This is a genomic window from Myxococcus sp. AM009 (genome assembly GCF_013372605.1).
Classification (GTDB): domain Bacteria; phylum Myxococcota; class Myxococcia; order Myxococcales; family Myxococcaceae; genus Myxococcus; species Myxococcus vastator.
In genome coordinates this window covers 1-16,590 of sequence record NZ_JABXEP010000169.1, presented here as the reverse complement: position 1 = coordinate 16,590, position 16,590 = coordinate 1, and the positions used below count along the sequence as shown (strand labels likewise).

The 16,590-nt window shown below is 68.2% G+C and carries 17 protein-coding genes; all 17 read right to left on the bottom strand.

Annotation, left to right across the window (positions count from 1 at the left end; genetic code table 11):
- Positions 1–129 precede the first annotated feature (129 nt).
- A complete protein-coding gene (locus HV824_RS30030; RefSeq protein WP_176424808.1) occupies positions 130–1,584 on the bottom strand; it encodes an FHA domain-containing protein in 1,455 nt (484 codons plus the stop codon).
- A 6-nt stretch (positions 1,585–1,590) separates the two neighbouring features.
- Positions 1,591–2,481: a type II secretion system F family protein gene (locus HV824_RS30025; protein ID WP_176420880.1), complete on the bottom strand. Its 891-nt coding sequence runs from the start codon at positions 2,479–2,481 to the stop codon at positions 1,591–1,593.
- A gap of 10 nt (positions 2,482–2,491) precedes the next feature.
- Entirely contained in the window at positions 2,492–3,337 is an 846-nt protein-coding gene (locus HV824_RS30020; RefSeq protein ID WP_011554643.1) for a type II secretion system F family protein, read from the bottom strand.
- A 41-nt stretch (positions 3,338–3,378) separates the two neighbouring features.
- Positions 3,379–4,194, bottom strand: a complete 816-nt coding sequence (cpaB, locus tag HV824_RS30015; protein WP_163786281.1) for a Flp pilus assembly protein CpaB — start codon at positions 4,192–4,194, stop codon at positions 3,379–3,381.
- A gap of 203 nt (positions 4,195–4,397) precedes the next feature.
- A complete protein-coding gene (locus HV824_RS30010) occupies positions 4,398–5,141 on the bottom strand; it encodes a hypothetical protein (protein WP_176420881.1) in 744 nt (247 codons plus the stop codon).
- A 116-nt stretch (positions 5,142–5,257) separates the two neighbouring features.
- Positions 5,258–6,004 carry a hypothetical protein gene (locus HV824_RS30005; protein WP_176424807.1) on the bottom strand — a complete coding sequence of 249 codons (747 nt, stop codon included), beginning with the start codon at positions 6,002–6,004 and terminating at the stop codon, positions 5,258–5,260.
- Complete coding sequence (locus HV824_RS30000) at positions 6,001–6,228, bottom strand: hypothetical protein (protein ID WP_176420883.1); 228 nt, start codon at positions 6,226–6,228, stop codon at positions 6,001–6,003. The genes HV824_RS30005 and HV824_RS30000 overlap by 4 nt, the downstream gene beginning before the upstream one ends.
- The gene (locus tag HV824_RS29995) at positions 6,225–7,034 is read right to left on the bottom strand and encodes a hypothetical protein (protein ID WP_176420884.1); all 810 of its coding nucleotides are present in this window, start codon (positions 7,032–7,034) and stop codon (positions 6,225–6,227) included. The genes HV824_RS30000 and HV824_RS29995 overlap by 4 nt, the downstream gene beginning before the upstream one ends.
- Entirely contained in the window at positions 7,031–7,840 is an 810-nt protein-coding gene (locus tag HV824_RS29990; protein WP_176420885.1) for a hypothetical protein, read from the bottom strand. Before HV824_RS29990 ends, HV824_RS29995 begins: the two co-directional genes overlap by 4 nt.
- Positions 7,806–8,999, bottom strand: coding sequence for a TadE/TadG family type IV pilus assembly protein (locus HV824_RS29985; RefSeq protein WP_176420886.1), 1,194 nt, complete (start codon positions 8,997–8,999; stop codon positions 7,806–7,808). Before HV824_RS29985 ends, HV824_RS29990 begins: the two co-directional genes overlap by 35 nt.
- An 8-nt stretch (positions 9,000–9,007) precedes the next feature.
- Complete coding sequence (locus HV824_RS29980; protein WP_176420887.1) at positions 9,008–11,092, bottom strand: Tad domain-containing protein; 2,085 nt, start codon at positions 11,090–11,092, stop codon at positions 9,008–9,010.
- Between the two features lie 21 nt (positions 11,093–11,113).
- Positions 11,114–12,103: a TadE/TadG family type IV pilus assembly protein gene (locus HV824_RS29975; protein ID WP_176420888.1), complete on the bottom strand. Its 990-nt coding sequence runs from the start codon at positions 12,101–12,103 to the stop codon at positions 11,114–11,116.
- 97 nt (positions 12,104–12,200) lie between these two features.
- Positions 12,201–13,574, bottom strand: a complete 1,374-nt coding sequence (locus HV824_RS29970) for a zf-HC2 domain-containing protein (protein WP_176424806.1) — start codon at positions 13,572–13,574, stop codon at positions 12,201–12,203.
- Positions 13,571–14,203, bottom strand: coding sequence for an RNA polymerase sigma factor (locus HV824_RS29965; RefSeq protein WP_176420890.1), 633 nt, complete (start codon positions 14,201–14,203; stop codon positions 13,571–13,573). The genes HV824_RS29970 and HV824_RS29965 overlap by 4 nt, the downstream gene beginning before the upstream one ends.
- Before the next feature lie 82 nt (positions 14,204–14,285).
- A complete protein-coding gene (locus HV824_RS29960) occupies positions 14,286–14,693 on the bottom strand; it encodes a DUF2085 domain-containing protein (protein WP_176424805.1) in 408 nt (135 codons plus the stop codon).
- Positions 14,662–15,714 carry an ABC transporter ATP-binding protein gene (locus HV824_RS29955; protein WP_176424804.1) on the bottom strand — a complete coding sequence of 351 codons (1,053 nt, stop codon included), beginning with the start codon at positions 15,712–15,714 and terminating at the stop codon, positions 14,662–14,664. Before HV824_RS29955 ends, HV824_RS29960 begins: the two co-directional genes overlap by 32 nt.
- The coding region (locus HV824_RS29950) for an ABC transporter ATP-binding protein (protein ID WP_176424803.1) at positions 15,711–16,590 on the bottom strand (880 nt) is incomplete at its 5' end. The genes HV824_RS29955 and HV824_RS29950, both read right to left, overlap by 4 nt.

Below are 16,590 nucleotides of genomic sequence, written 5' to 3'. Positions count from 1 at the left end.
GGACGTCCTGCGCACGGCGGGACGGGACCCGGTCCCACCCGAGGGCGCCCCAGAGGGGGGCCGGCGGCGTGCCGGAGGGGAACCGTTGGACATGCGAATCACCGACTTCCTGTCGAAGTGAGCACGCGCCTACAGCTCGTGCTCGTAAGCCAACTGCAAACCTAGATTGTGGCAGCGATGCTCGGCCGTAGGGAAGCGTCGACCCATTTCCTGCAACGCGGCCCGAGCCGTCCGCGCATTCCGGTATTGTACGCTGCGTTGGAAATCGAGCATCAGCTGGCTGCACTTGTGGTCCAGCTCGGTTGCTACCTGGCCGAGCTGGAAACGCACGTCCTGATAGATGTCCGGCTTGGTGTCCAGCGCCTCCAGCGTCACCCAGGCGAAGCGGTACTGCTGCCACGCCTTGAAGAGGTTCTCCGCGCCGACGTCGCGCGATGCATAGAAGCGGGCGCCCGCGGCGACGTACTGACGCGCCTTGGCCAGCAGCTCGTCTTGCGGCAGCTCCGGCACCGGGATGATTTCCAGGCGCAGGTTCCACACGCGCCAGGTGTCCCGCCCCGGCGGATTGCGGACATTGTCGAAGACGACGGAGTTGAGCTCGCCCCGCTTCAGCGCCGAAGGCGGGAGAATCTGCTCCAGCCCGCGCTCCGTCACCGCATTCACGTCCGGCGGCACCCAGCCCACGTCCACGCCGTTGACGACCAGCGACACCTCCTCCTTGGAGATGCCACTGGCCATGTAGTGGACCACCGCCACCGCCCGCGTCGGGGTGACGAACTGGAAGGCGAACGACTTGTGGTCCGGGTTCTCCCACGTCACGCCCTCGCCCACCCCGAACGAGTCTGAAATCACCTCGAAGCCCAGGTCCTCCGGCTCCACGCCGGACGCCCGGCCTTCGCTCCTGGGCATGAAGAAGACGGCCAGCACGCCCACCAGCGCCAGCACCAGGCCGCCTCCGGCCGCGCCCACGCCCAGCCGCGCCGGCATCGACAGCTGTCCCCACCACAGGAGCAGCCTGCCCGCCGGAGTACCCTCGAGCTCCCGGCGACGGCGCGCGCGCTCCGCCGCCGTCTGCCCCGCGCCGGACTCGGCCTTCGCCACGGCGGCGGTGCCCGGACGCACCGGCACCACCGCGGGCTGCTGCGCGGTGGGATAGCCTTCCGGCAGCACGATGCCGCTCTGGGCGGGAATCGGGTCGTTGAGGCGAATGGGACGGGTGGCGTCCGGGTCGACCACGGGGAGCGGGTCGCCCCGGCGGATGGGCCGCGTGGCGTCCTCGTCCCCTTCCGGCGGCACCCAGACGAAGGTGAACTCGACGGGGCCCACGCCAATCTTGTCCCCATCCCGCAGCTGCTGCTCTCCCGACAGCAGCCCCCCGTTGAGCACGGTGCCATTCGAGCTGCCCATATCCGCGACGAAGTACTTGTCGCCGCGGAGCACGATGCGCGCGTGCCTGCGCGACACGCCGTGGTCGTGCAGCACCAGGTCGTTCTCCGAGGTGCGGCCGATGTTGACCTCGGCCGCCTCGAAGGTGAGCTCCCGTCCCTGCTGGAGCCCCTGGGTGATGGTCAGGAGGATGGGCACGGGGCGCTACCCCGCGACGTTTCCGAACATGAACTGGAACACGATGGGCCCGAACAGCACCATGAACACCGTGGGGAAGATGCACGCGATGAGCGGGAAGAGCATCTTCACCGGCGCCTCGCCGGCCAGCTTCTCCGCGCGCTGGGTACGGTCGATGCGCATCTGCGTGGACTGGATGCGCAGCACCTTGCCCAGGCTGGTCCCCATCTTGTCCGCCTGGATGAGCGCGGTGACGAAGGTGGTCAGCGGCGGCAGGTCCACGCGAAGAATCATGCTCTTGAGGCCCTCTTCACGCGTCTTGCCCATCTTCAGCTGCTTGAGCACCAGCTGCAGCTCCTCGCGCAGCGGCCCCGGCTTGCCCTTCTCCACCACCTTGGCCAGCGCCGCGGTGAAGTCCAGGCCGGCTTCCACTGACAGCGTCAGCAGGTCCAGGCTGTAGGGCAGCGCGCGGCTGATGAGCAGGTGGCGCTTCTTCACCTGGTCGTTCAGCCACATCAGCGGGTAGTACATGCCGAAGAGCAGGAACAGCGGCGCCCACACCATGCTCACGCCGAAGCCGTTGAGCAGGATGAGGCCCATGATGAGGCCCACCACCGCGCTGACTTCCTGCAGCGCCATGATGTCCTCGGGCTTGTACGCCTGCGGCTCGCCCGCCTTGATGAGGTTGCGGCGCGCCTTGGCCTCGTAGCCGGGCCACATGAAGCGGCGGTTCATCGCGCCCAGGCGGCGGATGGCCACCGAGCCGAAGCCCTTCATGCCGCCCGTGGACTCGTCACGGACCTCCGACAGGAAGCGCTCCAGCAGCGTCTGGTACAGCCCCAGGCCCAGGAAGCCCACGGCGCCCGCGAAGAGGAGCGCCGAGCTGCCGATCAACATTGGCGTCAGGACATCGTCCACGGTGCACCTCTCAAATATCGATGTTGACGATGCGCCGGATGATGAGGATGCCCATCACTTCCATGATGGCGATGATGATCACGAGGATCCAACCGAAGATGTGGTCCATCATCGGCTCCATCAGGTCGGGCCGCATGTAGTTGAGCACCATGCCGAGCACACCGGGCATCGCCGCGACGATCCACCCCTGCAGCTTGCCCTGCGAGGTGAGCGCGTCGATCTTGCCTTCCAGACGGAAGCGCTCGCGGATGACCGTGGAGATCGTCTCGAACATCTCGGCCATGTTGCCGCCGAGCTGACGGGCGATGTTCGTGGACACGACGACCAGCTCCAGGTCGTCACTGCCCACGCGGCGGCCCATGTTGATGAGCGCCTCCTCCAGCGGAACACCCAGCTTCACTTCCTTCACGAAGAGCCCGAACTCCTGCGACAGCGGCGGCATCGCCTCGCGCGCCACATGCTCGATGGCCTGGGGGAACGTGAGGCCGGCCTTGAAGGCGTTGGCCATGGCCTGCAGTGCGTCCACCAGCTGCACGTTGAACTTCTTGATGCGCCGCTTCCGGTAGTGCTTGACCATCAGCATCGGCAGGAAGAAGCCGAACACCGTGGCCACCACCGCCATGATGGGGTTGAAGATGATGTACGTCAGGATCCCCAACAAGCACATGCACGCGATGTTGAGGATCAACATCTGGCGTGGATCGATGAAGAGGAACATGTCGCTCAAGTCGTTCATCGACTTGGCGACGTAGCGTTCCTGGTACTGCTCATACGCCTTCGACAGGACGCTGAAGATCACCAGGCTGAAGAAGAAGACCGAGCCGGTGACGAGGAGGAGGACGATTCCAGCAAGCATGTGCGCGCTTCCCTAAGAGCGAGGGTGGACGACGCACGCCATCACGGCGCGCCAGCGCCCGCGGCCCGCTCGGCACCGCCCTTGATGATCTGGATGATTTCGCGGCGCTTCTGCTCCAGCACGCGGGTGCGCTCACCCGACAGCAGCGTGCTGATGGTGGCGCGGCCACGCTCCTCGATGAGGTCCACGTCGTCCTCGTTGCGGAGGCTGAGCGTCAGCTGGCCGAGCTCCACCGCGAGCACCATGATTTCCGCCTCTTCCGGCAGCACCATCAGCGAGATGTTGTTGTACTCGCGCTGGTTCTCCGGGATGAGGTTCACGTTCGTCGTACCGGTGATCTTGCCCGTGGCGACGACGATGACGTTCTGCAGCAGCGTCACGGCGACGTTTTCGTCCGTCTGCGGATCGCGGAAGGTGCCAATCACGTCCACGTGGTCATTGGGGCGAATCCAGCCGCCCACCGACGTGGTGTGCTTCGCCTCGATGGTGAGGGCGCGCGCCTTCTTCTGCACCTTCGACGACAGCCGCTCGGCGGCCTTGGTCGTCTCGAACTGGCTCCACAGCAGCGGATCACCCGCCTGCAGCGCCACCAGCACCTTCTGGTTCACGATGTAGGAAGCGGAGTCCGGGCGCACCACGGACGACGTCACGAACTGCTCGGGAACCGAGCGCTGGGAGATCATCTCAAAGGTGATGACCGTACCTTCAGGGACGTCCTGGGCCGCCACGACGACTGGGACCAGGTTCCATCCGCGGCGGACATCCGCCTCCTTCTTCTTGATGGCGGAATACGCGATGACGCCGGCCAGCAGGCCCAGCACAAGCGCGACGACGAGCGGAGTCTTGCCCTTCAGCATGGTTCAAAAACCTCCAGAACGGGGGGGAGCCGTTCGGCGGCGACGGTGGAGTCCGAAGTGGAGTCCAGAGCGGGTGTTGGAATACAGTGTAGTGCAATCAGCGGATGGCGCGTGATGTTAGCCGTGCGATACACCGGGTGTCAAAACCACCTCTCGCGACAGCTCCGTATCGCGCGCAATCCGGGACGTGACGTCGTACCGCGTCAGAGGTCGTCGATGGCGTCGCGGTCCGGTGTCGTCAGGCCGCGGCCCTCGGTGATGCTGTAGATGGCGTACTGCACCACGCCCACGTCGTCGGCGCTGTCAATGCGCTTCCCCTGGAGGAGCCCCAGCAGCTCCTGCAGCGCGTCATCCGACGTGACGGGGCCGACCGCGTAGGTGATGAAGGGGTTGGAGGGGTCCCGCTCCTCGTTCAGGCAGTACATATAGAGGGGAACGATATAGGCGTTCTCCTCCACCCCGCCGTCCGAGGTACCGGCATCGTCCCGCCCCCCCGGGCCCGGAGGGGTGGGAGGCACGGTGAGGACGGTGCGCTCGATGAGCAGCCCGTTCTGGCCGCGGCCCTCGGAGGTGGACACGACGACGAGCCCTGGAGGGAACACCACCTCCACGGGCGCGCCCGTGTCGTTGCGCAGGGGCACGCAGACGCGGACAGTGGCGCCCGAGCCCTGTGACTCCACGCTGGCGTTCTCGCACTCGCCGGTGACCTCGGCGGCGCCGCGAAGGGTGCCGGCGAAGCTGACGCCTTCAGGGAGGGAGAACGGCGTGCCCTGCGGCGCGCCTTCGTCCTCGCCCAGGCCCGGGCGGAAGACATCCACGCCCGCGTCGAACCCGGTGGGCGGCGGTGGCGGATTGTCGCCGCCACCGTCGTCATCGCCGTCGCATGCCAGGACCCCTGCTCCGACCGCCGCCGCGACAACCATCCACTTCCATGCCGCCTGCGCCATTGCGCGCTCCTTCCCCCATTCCAGGACGTCCCACCGGCCGGGGCCGCCGCGTCATGAGGTCTGGCGAGACTGGCTGAGTCTCACGGCACCCGCAACCTTCCTGAGCGCGCGAGGTGTCAGGGAGTGGGCGGAAACGCGGGCTGCGCGGGCGGAGGAAGGTCCGGGTTGTACAGACCTCGAAGCACCAGCGTCGCCCCCTGGTCGTCCTTGAGGAGCGCCGGCTGGCCCTGGTGAAGCCCCACCAGCCGCACCGAGAAGCCCACGCCATCCGACGTCACGTGCACCGCGAGCTGCCCCGGGACGAGCGGCTCCGGCACCGCGCTCTCGGAGGGCAGCCACGCGACCTGTGGGTAGACGGGGAGGAAGGCGCGCGTGTACACCCGGACCTCGCTGGCGCCGGATTGCTGGAGCGCGGTGCGCCACGCGTCCTGCGACTGAGGCGCCTCTCCATGTGACTGGAGCTCGTGCACCATCAGCAGGTGGACGCGCCGGGCCACGCGGAGCAGCTCCAGGTTGGCCGCCACGTCGGAGCGGGACTGCTCCAGCCCTTCCGGGCGACCGCCGGCCAGCGTGCCCATGACGCCCAGGAGGATGACACCGGAGGCCCACAGCGGCGCGGACCGGCCCCGCATCAGCGCCCAGCCCAGGCGCGCCGTGCCCACCACCGCCAGCAGTGAACCGGCCAGCACCAGCCAGCGCGGCGCCGAGCCCGCGTGGAAGGGCTGACTCAAGGCCCGCGTCAGGTGCGTCCACTCGGGCACGGACGCCACGCCCACGCCCACGGCGAAGGCGATGAACAGGACGGCGTGCACCAGCCGCAGCCCCAGCGGGGACGGCTGCCCCACCTCACTGCCGACCGTCACGGGAACGGCAGGTTCAGCACGAAGTAGAAGGAGTCGTAATAAATCTGGTACGCCTCCATGAACAGGTCGATGACATTGGACTGCCGGTCCTCCGTCCAGCGGACCTTCACCGACGCGCCGACGATGAGCGCGACGACGAGAATCCAGTTCAGGAGCGAGTACTCCAGCATGGCCTGGCCGCGACGGTTACGGGCGCGGGAACGCAGCGTCTTCGGGTGGTTCACGGCGTGTCCTCAGAGGTGTCGTGTCCGTGCCCGTCGTCCGCGTCGCCGGGCAGGTCATCGAGTATAGCATCCGCGTACTCCAGCTTTATCTTCGGTGCGTCTGGAGCGGGGATGCGCATGCGGGGTTTGGCGTCGATTCCGTACTCCGCCACTTCCATGGCGTGACCGATGCCGGGAATCTCAATCTTGGCCAGGTTCAGCAGCGGAATCTCACGGCTGAGCCACATCCGCTTGATGACGGTGTTCTTCATGACGACCTCGACGGGGACGGCCGCCACGGTGCCTGCCAGCGTCATCAACCGGGACTCCTTTCCCGAGCGCGTCGTGGGCTTCACGCCATTGGGCAGCGGCGCTTGCTTCTCCGGCGGCGCGGCCTGAGCCTTCTTCGCGTCCGCCTCCTCCTGCTTGAGCACGTGCTGGAGCGCCTCGTCCGAGTACTCCTGGGGCTTGCCGAAGCCCGTCCCGATGTAGAGGCGGGAGATGGCGTCATAGCGAATCTCGTCGCCCTCCCGGGCCACCAGCATGCGCATCTGCGCGAGCGGCGACTTCATGGCCGGATGGGTTCCGGCCTCCATCTCCACCCACACCGCGTCCCGGCCCTCCTTGTCCTTCTCCTCCCCCACCACCGCCAGGCGCCAGTAATAGACGCGCACACCGCCGCCGTTGAAGCGGTACGTCACCCAGTCGCCCAGCCGGGCCGGACGGGCGCCGCGGGACATGTGCTGCACCAGCTCCCGCGCGGGATTCGCCTCCACGCGGACCGGCAACGCCAGCACCAATGCGGCCACCACGAGCAGGGTCCTCACTTCGCGCCTTCCTTCTTCTGGGCCTGGTCCTTCTCGTAGGCCTCGCGGCTCTGGCGCACGGCGGCGTCGTTGGGCACCGCGTCCGGGCGGTCCGAGCCAATCCACATCTGGACCACCGCGGTGACGCCCTCCTCCGCGGGAGACATCGTCGTCACCACCTGCTCACCCTTGCGAGCGTGCTCCATGGTCAGCTGCGTGCCGCCGCCCATCTTGAGCGCGGACTGCCGCACGGGCGCGTAGCCGCGGCGCTCCAGCTCCGCGTTCACCTGCTGTTGCACCTTCGTCAGCTCTCCGGTCACCAGCGTGGTGCGGCTCTGCGAGCCACCCGGGTCATCCCGCGTGGCCAGGTCCTGGCTGTAGAGCGCGCCTTCCAGCGTCACCAGGCCAGGCGCCGGCTTCTTGGGCGGGCGCACCCACAAGTCCCGCAGCGCCGTGAAGCCCACCGTCTTGCCCAGGTGCTTGCGCAGCACGACGCCGCGCTGGAGCCCCTCGCGGGTATAGAGCGCCGACACCACGCCCTCGTCCTGCATGTCCCCCTCCACCACGGTGGGGTAGCCCTCTTCCTGCCACTTCCGGGCGAAGTAGGCCGCCACCTTCTCCATGGAGTCCGGCGTCGTGAAGTACGCGAGGCGGTAGTACTCCCCGCCAATGACCAGGTCATTGCCGATGCGCGTGTGGATGGTGCCCGGATAGACGGGCAGCTCCTGCTCCGCGGCGGCTGGCACGGAGGCCAGCACCACGCACAGGAGCGCCGTCCGGACGGCCCCCGCCCTACTCGCAGGGAATCTTTTGGTCTTGCTCGTCATTCTGCGTGGACTCCGGGCGGGCATCCGGGTCGGTCGGGTCATCCGCCATGGCCCGCTTGCACCCCATGTAGAACTCGCCGCGCGCGTTGAAGACCTTGATGTAGTTGCTGTTCGCGTACGTCATCTCGTCGCGGAACGGCGCGGTGTCGAAGCAGTTGGGCCGCTCGTGGTCGGTCAGCTCCAGGCCGCGCTTGTGCATGACGTGGAGGCCGCTGCTGGCCTTCGCGTCATACTGGGCAAGGCCGGTGCAGTCGCCCTTCTGAGAGTCGCCCACGCCGTAGTTCCGGGACACCACGAAGGTCCCCAGGAAGTTGGGGAGCACCGAGGCGACCACGTCCAGGATGGCGCCGATGCCCAGGCTGTCCAACGTGGAGGCGAAGCCCAGGAACACCATCCGGTCCACCTGGCGGTAGAGGCCGTGCGGCTGGCTGAGGGAGCCACCGGTGTGCTGACCGGCGCGGCGGCCACGGATGATGGCGTCACCACCGTCCGGCATGTGCCAACCGTTGGCGTACATGGAGTACTTCGACTTGAGCCGCAGGCTGCCCAGGTCGCGTCCGCCCATCATGTTCTCTTGGAAGAAGCCGCCGTTGCCACCGCTCTTGTCGAGGTACCGCGTCGGCAGGATGGTGTTCTCGTAGTTCATCTCGACTTCGGATTCGACCCAGCCGCGGTTGTTGAAGCCCCACTGGTTCAAAACCCATCCCATGCCGTTGTTCAAGGGGCTGAGGATGGCGCCCGCCAGGCCGCCTCCTTCGCTGGTGCTCGGGCTGCCGAGCATCCCGCTCTCCAGGAAGGTGATCTCCTTGTTGGTGATGGTCGCCGTCACGTCCGTGTAGCGGGCAATGAAGTTGCCGCCGGTGCCGTTGGGCTCCACCGAGTCCATGTCCTTGAACCGCTCGACGAACTCCTCGTGGGCCTCCTGGCGGGCGTCCTCGAAGGCATTGTCGTGCTGCCCGTTCGCGAAGTCGGAGAGCGCATAGCTCGTCATCTCCCAGACGGCGTAGCGCGCCGCCTCCTGGAGCTTGAGCTTCGCCCTCACCAACTCCGTGAGGTACATGCTGAACATCAGAATCATCACGAGGAGCGGCACGGAGAGCGCGAACTCGACCGTGGCGGCACCTCTTGAGCGCGAGCGCAATTGGAGACGGGCACGCATGGCAGTCCTCAGTGCGTAATGATCTTCGGGGCAATGCCCTGAAGCGGTCCGGGCAGCGCATCCATCATCTCACCAATCTTCGGCAGTGAGTTCCGGCCCTGGAACACGGACGCCAGACGCGGGCGCCAGTAGGGGTTGAAGAAGTTGGGCTGCTCCGCCCAGTTGCCGGGGCGGTGGTAGTAGGACTGGCCGCGGGAGATGACGTTGAGGCCTTCGACCAGGCCCAGGAACTTCTTCCGGTTGTTCAGCATCTCCAGACCGTCCGTGTCCGGCGTGAAGGCGAACTTCACCTTGCCTTCATCGTTGAGCAGCGCGGGCGCGTTGGTGCCGGTGCCGTCCTTGTTCTCCCGGTTCACGACCTGCTCCGGGTCCTTGTTCAGCGCCACCCAGGCGGTGGGCTGGTTGAAGTCCGCCTGGCGCTTGGCCCCTTCGCTCATGGAGGCGTTGGCGGTGGGGTTGCACACCGAGCCGAGCTGGCCGGGCTCGAAGTGCATGAACGGCGTCAGGCCGCCCCAGCGGTGGTGACCGTCCTGCACCGGCCGCACGTTGGCCGCGAAGACGTCCGTCTTGGCCCAGCACACGAACGCGAGCTCCAGCACGCAGATGCGCGAGCGGTGCAGACCCACGTCACGCTCGGCCCCACCCGGCCGCATGTGGCCGGACCAGCGCTCCGGGTTGCTCGGGTAGTTGACGCGCCAGTGCATGCCGCCCCGGTGACGACCGCTGTCGGTGTCGTTGAGCGCCCAGATGCTCGTCTTCGTCATGTGCTTGTACGGAAGCTTGGAGGTGTTGTTGTCCCCCTTGCCCTTGCGGTTGTCGCCGAAGCACTTCCAGTAGTCGTCTTTCTTGGTGCACGACACCGGGTTGTCCGCCTTGCCCACGCCCACGTCGATCTCCGGCGGGCCGAACTTGAGCCAGTACGGGTCATCTGAACCGATGTTGTCGCCCTGAGCCGTCATGCCCCAGGGGTTCAGGTTGTCGTTCCAGTCGCGGATGTAGTTGCGGCCTTCCTGGCCGGGGCCGCGGCCGGCGCGGACCGCGTTGGCGTTGGGGAAGCCCGTGGAGAGCATGCGCGTCTGGCCAATCTTGCCGAACTCGAAGATGCCGGGGATGTTGACGCCGCCGTTGAAGAAGTCCCGCATGAAGCTGAGCATGTCCGGCAGCGGCAGCAGGTCACCCATGCGGCGGCTGGTGATGAAGCCCTGGGGGCACGCGCCACCGTTGGCGTCACAGGCGTAGCGCGTGGCGTTCGTGATGCCACCCATGGAGCGCTTGGCGCGGGCGATGGGGTCGTTGGCGGCCTTCTTCGTCACGTCCAGCGCACCGAACGGGTTCTTCCACGTGTTCGGTGCCAGCGGCTTGCCACCCGCGTGCGGGCTGTGCGCCTGGCTGAAGAGACACTGGCTGTAGAGCCCCGTCGCCAGCTGGCTGGCCAGCGAGGAGATGTTGCTGTCGTTGTCGTCGATGACCGTCTGCGTGGTCTGCGTCACGTGCGTGGACGCGGACATCATCACCGCCTGCGACGCGAAGTACATCACGCCGTTCATCACCCGGTGCGCGGGGATGATCCACTCACCGATGATCCGGTCCGGATTCAGTCGCGTGATGACCTGCTGGATGGGTCTGAGGAAGTAGTTCCGGTACGCGGTCATGATCCGGCCAATGGCCTTGATGACCGCGCTCACGTACGGAATGACGTTTTCAAGGATGGGACAGGCGATCTTCCAGAAGAGGTTGTTCGTCTTGCCCGCGCAGGGATTCAACGTGCGCATGAAGCCGTAGATGTCCGTGAGGAACGCCTCGGCGGAATAGATGAGTGACAGCAGCGACTGCCACATCATCGCCGACACGTAGTGCGACACCTGCGTGCGGTTGGCGTACGCGTAGAAGTTGAACGCGCGCGCCTCCATGGCGGCCATGGAGTATGACGCGGAGTCCGCCGTGTTCTGCAGGCGGATGCGTTCATGCACCGTGTGACCGATGTTGACCGTGGTCAACACGGCGATGGACATGATCAACACCATCAAGGCGGCCAGCACCAAGGCCTGGCCTTCCTGGCGGCGGAAGCTCTGTCGGAGGGTCCGGGTGAACATGGGTCGGGAGTCCTCTTCCTCTTACAAACCCCAGTCGGGGTTCAGGTGCATGATCCACTTGCGGTGGAAGTTGGACTGCATGCGCATGCTGTACGTGGCCGTCAGCGGCATGAAGTACCGCTTGCCAGCCAGGTCAGAGACGAGCGGGATGCTGCCGTTGGCCAGCATCCAGAGCACGGTCATTTCAAGCGGATAGACGGAGTCGTACCCCATCTCGTGCTCGATGCCGCGGGCGCCAGCGAGCAACGGGTTGAGGTTGCCACGCCGGTTCATCATGTTCGCGCGCGGATCCACGGTGCCGCGGTCAATGGCGCCTCGCAGCGCCATGCCCGCGTTCGAGGCGAACCAGGAGTAGAAGATGATGGAGTTCGCGAACGGGACGCGCAGCTGGTACCAGTAGCGCAGGCGGATGGTCAGTCGCGTGGACTTGCGGAACACCAGCTCCGCGTCGTCAGGCTCCGGCAGGTTGAAGAACTTGCGGATGTGGTTCTCCAGCGAGGGCACCTCCGGAAAGGAGTCCGCGCCGTCGAAGTCCAGCTCCTGCCAGTTGTAGCCGCTGCGCAGCTTCCACATCGAATCGATGGGCGTGAAGTACGCGGGGCTGATGGTGTCCACCCGGATGATGCCGAACAGGTTGGACCCGTTCACCGTCCGGGGCACGCGGCCGCCGCCGAAGTTCAGCATGCGCATGCCAGAGTCGTAGAGCTGGTGGAGGACGAACGTCTTCCCCAACTCGACGATGTCGTCGGTACGCCCCATGGTGGGAAGCAGCGCCACGATGGCCGCGTCATGCATGCGCTCGTTGTTGCCGTTCCACACGATGCCGGCGCGCGCGGCCTGATAGGCGGCGTACTCCGTCATCAGCTTCGCGTGCTGCATCATCGTGAGCTGGATGATCCCCAGCGTCATGAAGACGGTGAGCGGCATGATCATCGCCGCTTCCACCGCGGCCTGACCCGACTGCCGGCCAGACGCCCCTCGCGCCCGCGGTTTCTGTGCTTCCTGTCCCATGAAACCATTATCCAGGGACAGGTCTCAGAAGCGCATCGGTCAAATGGACAGACCTGCGCCTACGTTTCCCTCCCAGTTGATGAGAAAATACGCCCCGTTATTTCACGGGTTTAGCGGGCAGCTCATTGACCGATGACTCGCGTTCCACCCGCCGGCGCGCCGCTCTGGCGGCATCCGAGGCGGGCGCTTCTTGTATCACGCGATTGCAAGCCTCGAGTCCTTCGGCCCGCCTACCCAGGGCGAACTCGAACTCACACAGCTGGTTCAGAAGCGCCCAGCGCTCCTTTCCCGTGGCCCCCGCGGCCAGCGCCGCGCGGATCAGCCCGGCTGCCCGGGCCCCCTCCCCCGTTTCGAACGCCGCCCGCGCCTGGCGCGACAGCTCCGCGACGGAGGCGCGCTCCATGGGGGGCGGTGGAGGCGCGGCGGGGGGCGCGGCTTTCTTGGAGACCGGTGCCGGCGCCGGGCGCTGAAGCGCGGCGTTGCCCTGGGCGGCGGCGCCTCCCGGGGCGCCCTTGGATTCCGACGCGTCCAGCTCGTCATCGTAGGCGGCGCCTCGTGCGGCTGGCGACGTGGACCCCAGGCGCAGCGAGTCGCGCGGGGGGACGGACCAGGGGGCCTGCGAGTCCGCGACGCGCCGCTCCTGCTGACCGGAGGCCTCGTCCCGATCCACCGGCGGGGTCTGCAGGTCCTTCGATTCGTTCGCGACTTCGGACTCCTCGTCCAGCGACGACGGCGCGCCGTCCAGCGCCATGGGCGCGGGCTCCAGCGCGGCCTGCATGTCGGCCTTGGGTGCGCGAGCCGCGGCTGGCGGCCCGCGCTTCGCCTTGCTCGCGCTCTCACGCCGAATCCGCATGTCGAGCCCGCCGCCACTGCCCGCGTTGGCCCAGTCCTCCGCGAGCCGCCGCTGCTCCCGCGACCGCTCGGCCCCCTTCGAGCTCTTTGGCGCGGTCACTTCCCGGGCGGCGTACCCCGTCGCTTCCGCCTCGGCGGGCACCATCGGCGCCGCCGCGGGGGCCGGAGCAGCCGCGGCCGGCGAGAAACCATCAGCGGCCGGCGGGGCCGCCCGCTCTTCCTTCGCGACCGCGACCTTCGCCACGCTCAAGTCAGGCCGCGTGAGCTCGGGCGACCGGGCCTGGAGCGTCAGGATGCCAAAGGTGCTCACGGAGGCCAGGCCCACCACGGGCAAGAACCACCGGCGCCAGCGGGACGGCTTCGGCTCGGGGCCCGCGGCGGCGCGGCGCGCGGCCTGCTGGGCATAGGCCATCAGCGACTCCAGCCCCGCGTCCGGAGCGGGCTCCACCGACAGCTGGGACATGGTGGCGCGCACCCCGCGAATGTCGTCCAGGGCCTGGGTGCAGCGGGAACAGCCCTCCAAATGGGCTTCGACGAGGCGGGCCTCGGGCACCGGCAGTTCGCCATAGGCGAAGTCGAGCAGCCGGTCCTCCTGCGCATGCGGATTCTGCGGCTTCATCCCACCACCGTCCTTCCGTCCTCGGCGAGGTCGCCGTCGACGCCCATCTCCGCCAGCCGGCGGCGAAGCCCGTCGAGCGCGTAGCGCATGCGGCTCTTCACCGTGTTCTCGGACACTCCCGTCACCTCCGCGATGTCCTTGAAGGGGATGCCGCTGTACTCGCGCAGGGTGAAGACCTCACGCTGCTCGTCCGGGAGCGTCGCCAGGGCTCGCTCCAACATGGGACGCAGCCGAGCGTTGTAGGCGCCGCGCTCCGGGCTGGCCCCCGCGTCCGGCAGGCCCTCCCCCAGGGGGCGCGACTCGTCCCGCTCCGCTCCCGGGGCGGGTGCCTCCAGGGAAGACGCCTGGCGGTAGCTCTCTTTGCGCGCGCTGTCCACGCAGAGGTTCCTCGCAATCGTGTAGAGCCAGGTCGTGAACTTCGCCTTGGGCGTGTAGTCGCCGGCGCTCCGAACCACCTTCAGCCACGTCTCCTGCAGCACGTCCTCCGCCCGTGCCCGGTGCCCCGTGAAGCGGAAGATGAAGTTGAACACCGGCGTCCGGTGCTTGCGCACCAGCGCCTCGAACGCGCGCGCGTCCCCCGCCTGGAAGGCGAGCATCAGCCGCTCGTCTGAGGTTTCCGGTCCCAACACTCCCCCAACGCTCCTTGGAGCCACCTTCACCCGGCCCACTCCGCCACCCGTGCACAGTTAACGGGCGACGGGCCGCCAGGGTCTATCCCGGGCGCGGTCTCTGGTAAGTGGCGAGAATGACAGGGACGGCCACCGCTGTCACGAGCGCGCCCTGCGCCAGGAGCACCGCGGGCAGTGGCTGCTGCAGGTGCACGTACAGGGAGCGGCCGAGCGCCGCCCCCAGCAACACGCCCGTCAGGGTGCGCACCGCGTTGCTCCCCGACGCCGGCCGGAAGCGGCCCACCGCCCAGTCCGCCAGCGCGGGAACGGTGAGCGCCAGGACGACGGGCACGTCCAGCGCCCACCGCAGCGGGGCGCGCACGGCGAACAGGGCCACCAGCACCGCCAGCAGCACCGGATAGGCCCCCAGGCAGCGCGCGCACACGCGCGCGCCGCCGAACAGGTAGGTGCGGTTGTACTCATCCGGATGATGATGGCTGAGCCAGAACACCGGGACTTCCTCCAGAAGGGGCTGTGGCCGGGGCCTCGCGCGCGGCGACCTCCGCCAGGAAACACGCGGCGAAGTGGCCACCGCCCAGCGCGTAGGACGGGGGCGACTCGCGCCGGCACCGCTCCATGGCATGCGGACAGCGCGGATGGAAGGTGCAACCGGGGGGCGGCGCCAGGGGCGATGGCGGCTCGCCTGGCACCAGCAGGCGTGTCCGGGCGTGGCCCGGGTCCGCGACGGGCACCGCGGACAGCAGCGCCTGGGTGTACGGGTGGCGCGGCTGTCGGTAGAGCGACGCGGCCGGGGCCAGCTCCACGATGCGGCCCAGGTACATGACGGCCACCCGGGTGGACACGTACTCGACGATGTTCAGGTCGTGGGCGATGAAGACGTAGGTGAGGCCCCGCGCCTGCTGAAGGTCCACCAGCAGGTTGACGATTTGCGCCTGCACGGACACGTCCAGCGCGCTGATGGGCTCATCGGCTACCACCAGGTCGGGCCGCAGCGCCAACGCTCGCGCGATGCCAATGCGCTGCCGCTGCCCTCCGGAGAACTCATGGGGGTAGCGCGCCAGGGCCTCGCGCGGCAGCCCCATGGCGTCCACCAACTCCGCCACCTCGCGCGCCCGCTCACCCTGCCCTCGGGCCAGCCCGTGGATGGCGAAGGGCTCCTCCAGAATCTCCCGGACCGTCATCCGGGGGTTGAGCGAGGCATACGGGTCCTGGAAGACGAACTGCATCCGCTGGCGCAGCGGCCGCAGCCGCCGCTGGGACAGCCCGGTGAGCTCCTGCCCGTCGAAACGGACGGAGCCCGCCGTGGGCGCCACCAGCCGCAGCACCGCGCGTCCCAGGGTGCTCTTGCCGCAGCCACTCTCCCCCACCAGCCCCAGCGTCTCACCGCGCATGACGTCGAAGTCCACGCCGTCCACGGCCTTCACCGCGCCGCGCACCCGGCCGAGCACACCGGCGCGCACCGGGAAGTGCACCTGGAGGTCACGGACCTGGAGCAGCGGCGTGGAGCTCATGGCGCGGGCACCGGGTTGTGACAGGCCGTCCACTGCCCTTCCCTGGGCGACGTCAGCGCGGGCTTCACGTGCGCGCAGACGTCCAGCGCGCGTTCACAGCGCTCCCGGAACGCACAGCCGGCGGGCAACTGCCGCAGCGGCGGCACCCTGCCGGGAATGGCCCGCAGCCGCGCCCGGGAAGCCGGTGCGCCGCCCACGTCGCGCCGGGACGGAAGCGAGCGCAGCAAGCCCGCGGTGTACGGGTGCGCGGGCCAGGCGAACAGCGCGCGCACCGGGGCGCGCTCCACCACCCGGCCCGCGTACATCACCACCACCGCGTCGCAGCTCTCCGCCACCACCCCCAGGTCGTGCGTAATCAGCAGCACCGCCATGCCCCGCTCGGCCTGGAGCCGCGCGAGCAGGTCCAGAATCTGCGCCTGGATGGTGACGTCCAGCGCGGTGGTGGGCTCGTCCGCGATGAGCAAGGCCGGGTCACACGCCAGCGCCATCGCCATCATCACCCGCTGCCGCATGCCCCCGGAGAGCTGGTGGGGATACGCGTCCACGCGCTCTGCCGGCGCGGGGATGCCCACCTGCCGCAGCATCTCCACGGCCTTGTCCCGGGCCTGCGCGCGCGAGGCGCCCAGGTGCAGCCGGGCGCCCTCCCCAATCTGCTCGCCCACGGTGAACACCGGGTTGAGCGACGTCATCGGCTCCTGGAAGATCATCGCCGCGTGCCGGCCGCGCACCCGGCGCAGCTCGGTCTCCGGCAGCGTCAGCAAGTCCCGGCCCTGGAAGCGCACCTCACCGCCCACCACGCGCACCGGCGGCTCGGGCGCCAGCCGCAGCAGGGACAGCGCCGTGAGGCTCTTGCCACACCCGCTCTCCCCCACCACC

Bases quoted from the DNA above. Each gene is read 5' to 3' on its own strand.
- HV824_RS30020 (WP_011554643.1), bottom strand. From the start codon at position 3,337: ATGCTTGCTGGAATCGTCCTCCTCCTCGTCACCGGCTCGGTCTTCTTC.
- cpaB (WP_163786281.1), bottom strand. From the start codon at position 4,194: ATGCTGAAGGGCAAGACTCCGCTCGTCGTCGCGCTTGTGCTGGGCCTG.
- HV824_RS30010 (WP_176420881.1), bottom strand. From the start codon at position 5,141: ATGGCGCAGGCGGCATGGAAGTGGATGGTTGTCGCGGCGGCGGTCGGA.
- HV824_RS29990 (WP_176420885.1), bottom strand. From the start codon at position 7,840: ATGACGAGCAAGACCAAAAGATTCCCTGCGAGTAGGGCGGGGGCCGTC.
- HV824_RS29985 (WP_176420886.1), bottom strand. From the start codon at position 8,999: ATGCGTGCCCGTCTCCAATTGCGCTCGCGCTCAAGAGGTGCCGCCACG.
- HV824_RS29980 (WP_176420887.1), bottom strand. From the start codon at position 11,092: ATGTTCACCCGGACCCTCCGACAGAGCTTCCGCCGCCAGGAAGGCCAG.
- HV824_RS29975 (WP_176420888.1), bottom strand. From the start codon at position 12,103: ATGGGACAGGAAGCACAGAAACCGCGGGCGCGAGGGGCGTCTGGCCGG.
- HV824_RS29970 (WP_176424806.1), bottom strand. From the start codon at position 13,574: ATGAAGCCGCAGAATCCGCATGCGCAGGAGGACCGGCTGCTCGACTTC.
- HV824_RS29955 (WP_176424804.1), bottom strand. From the start codon at position 15,714: ATGAGCTCCACGCCGCTGCTCCAGGTCCGTGACCTCCAGGTGCACTTC.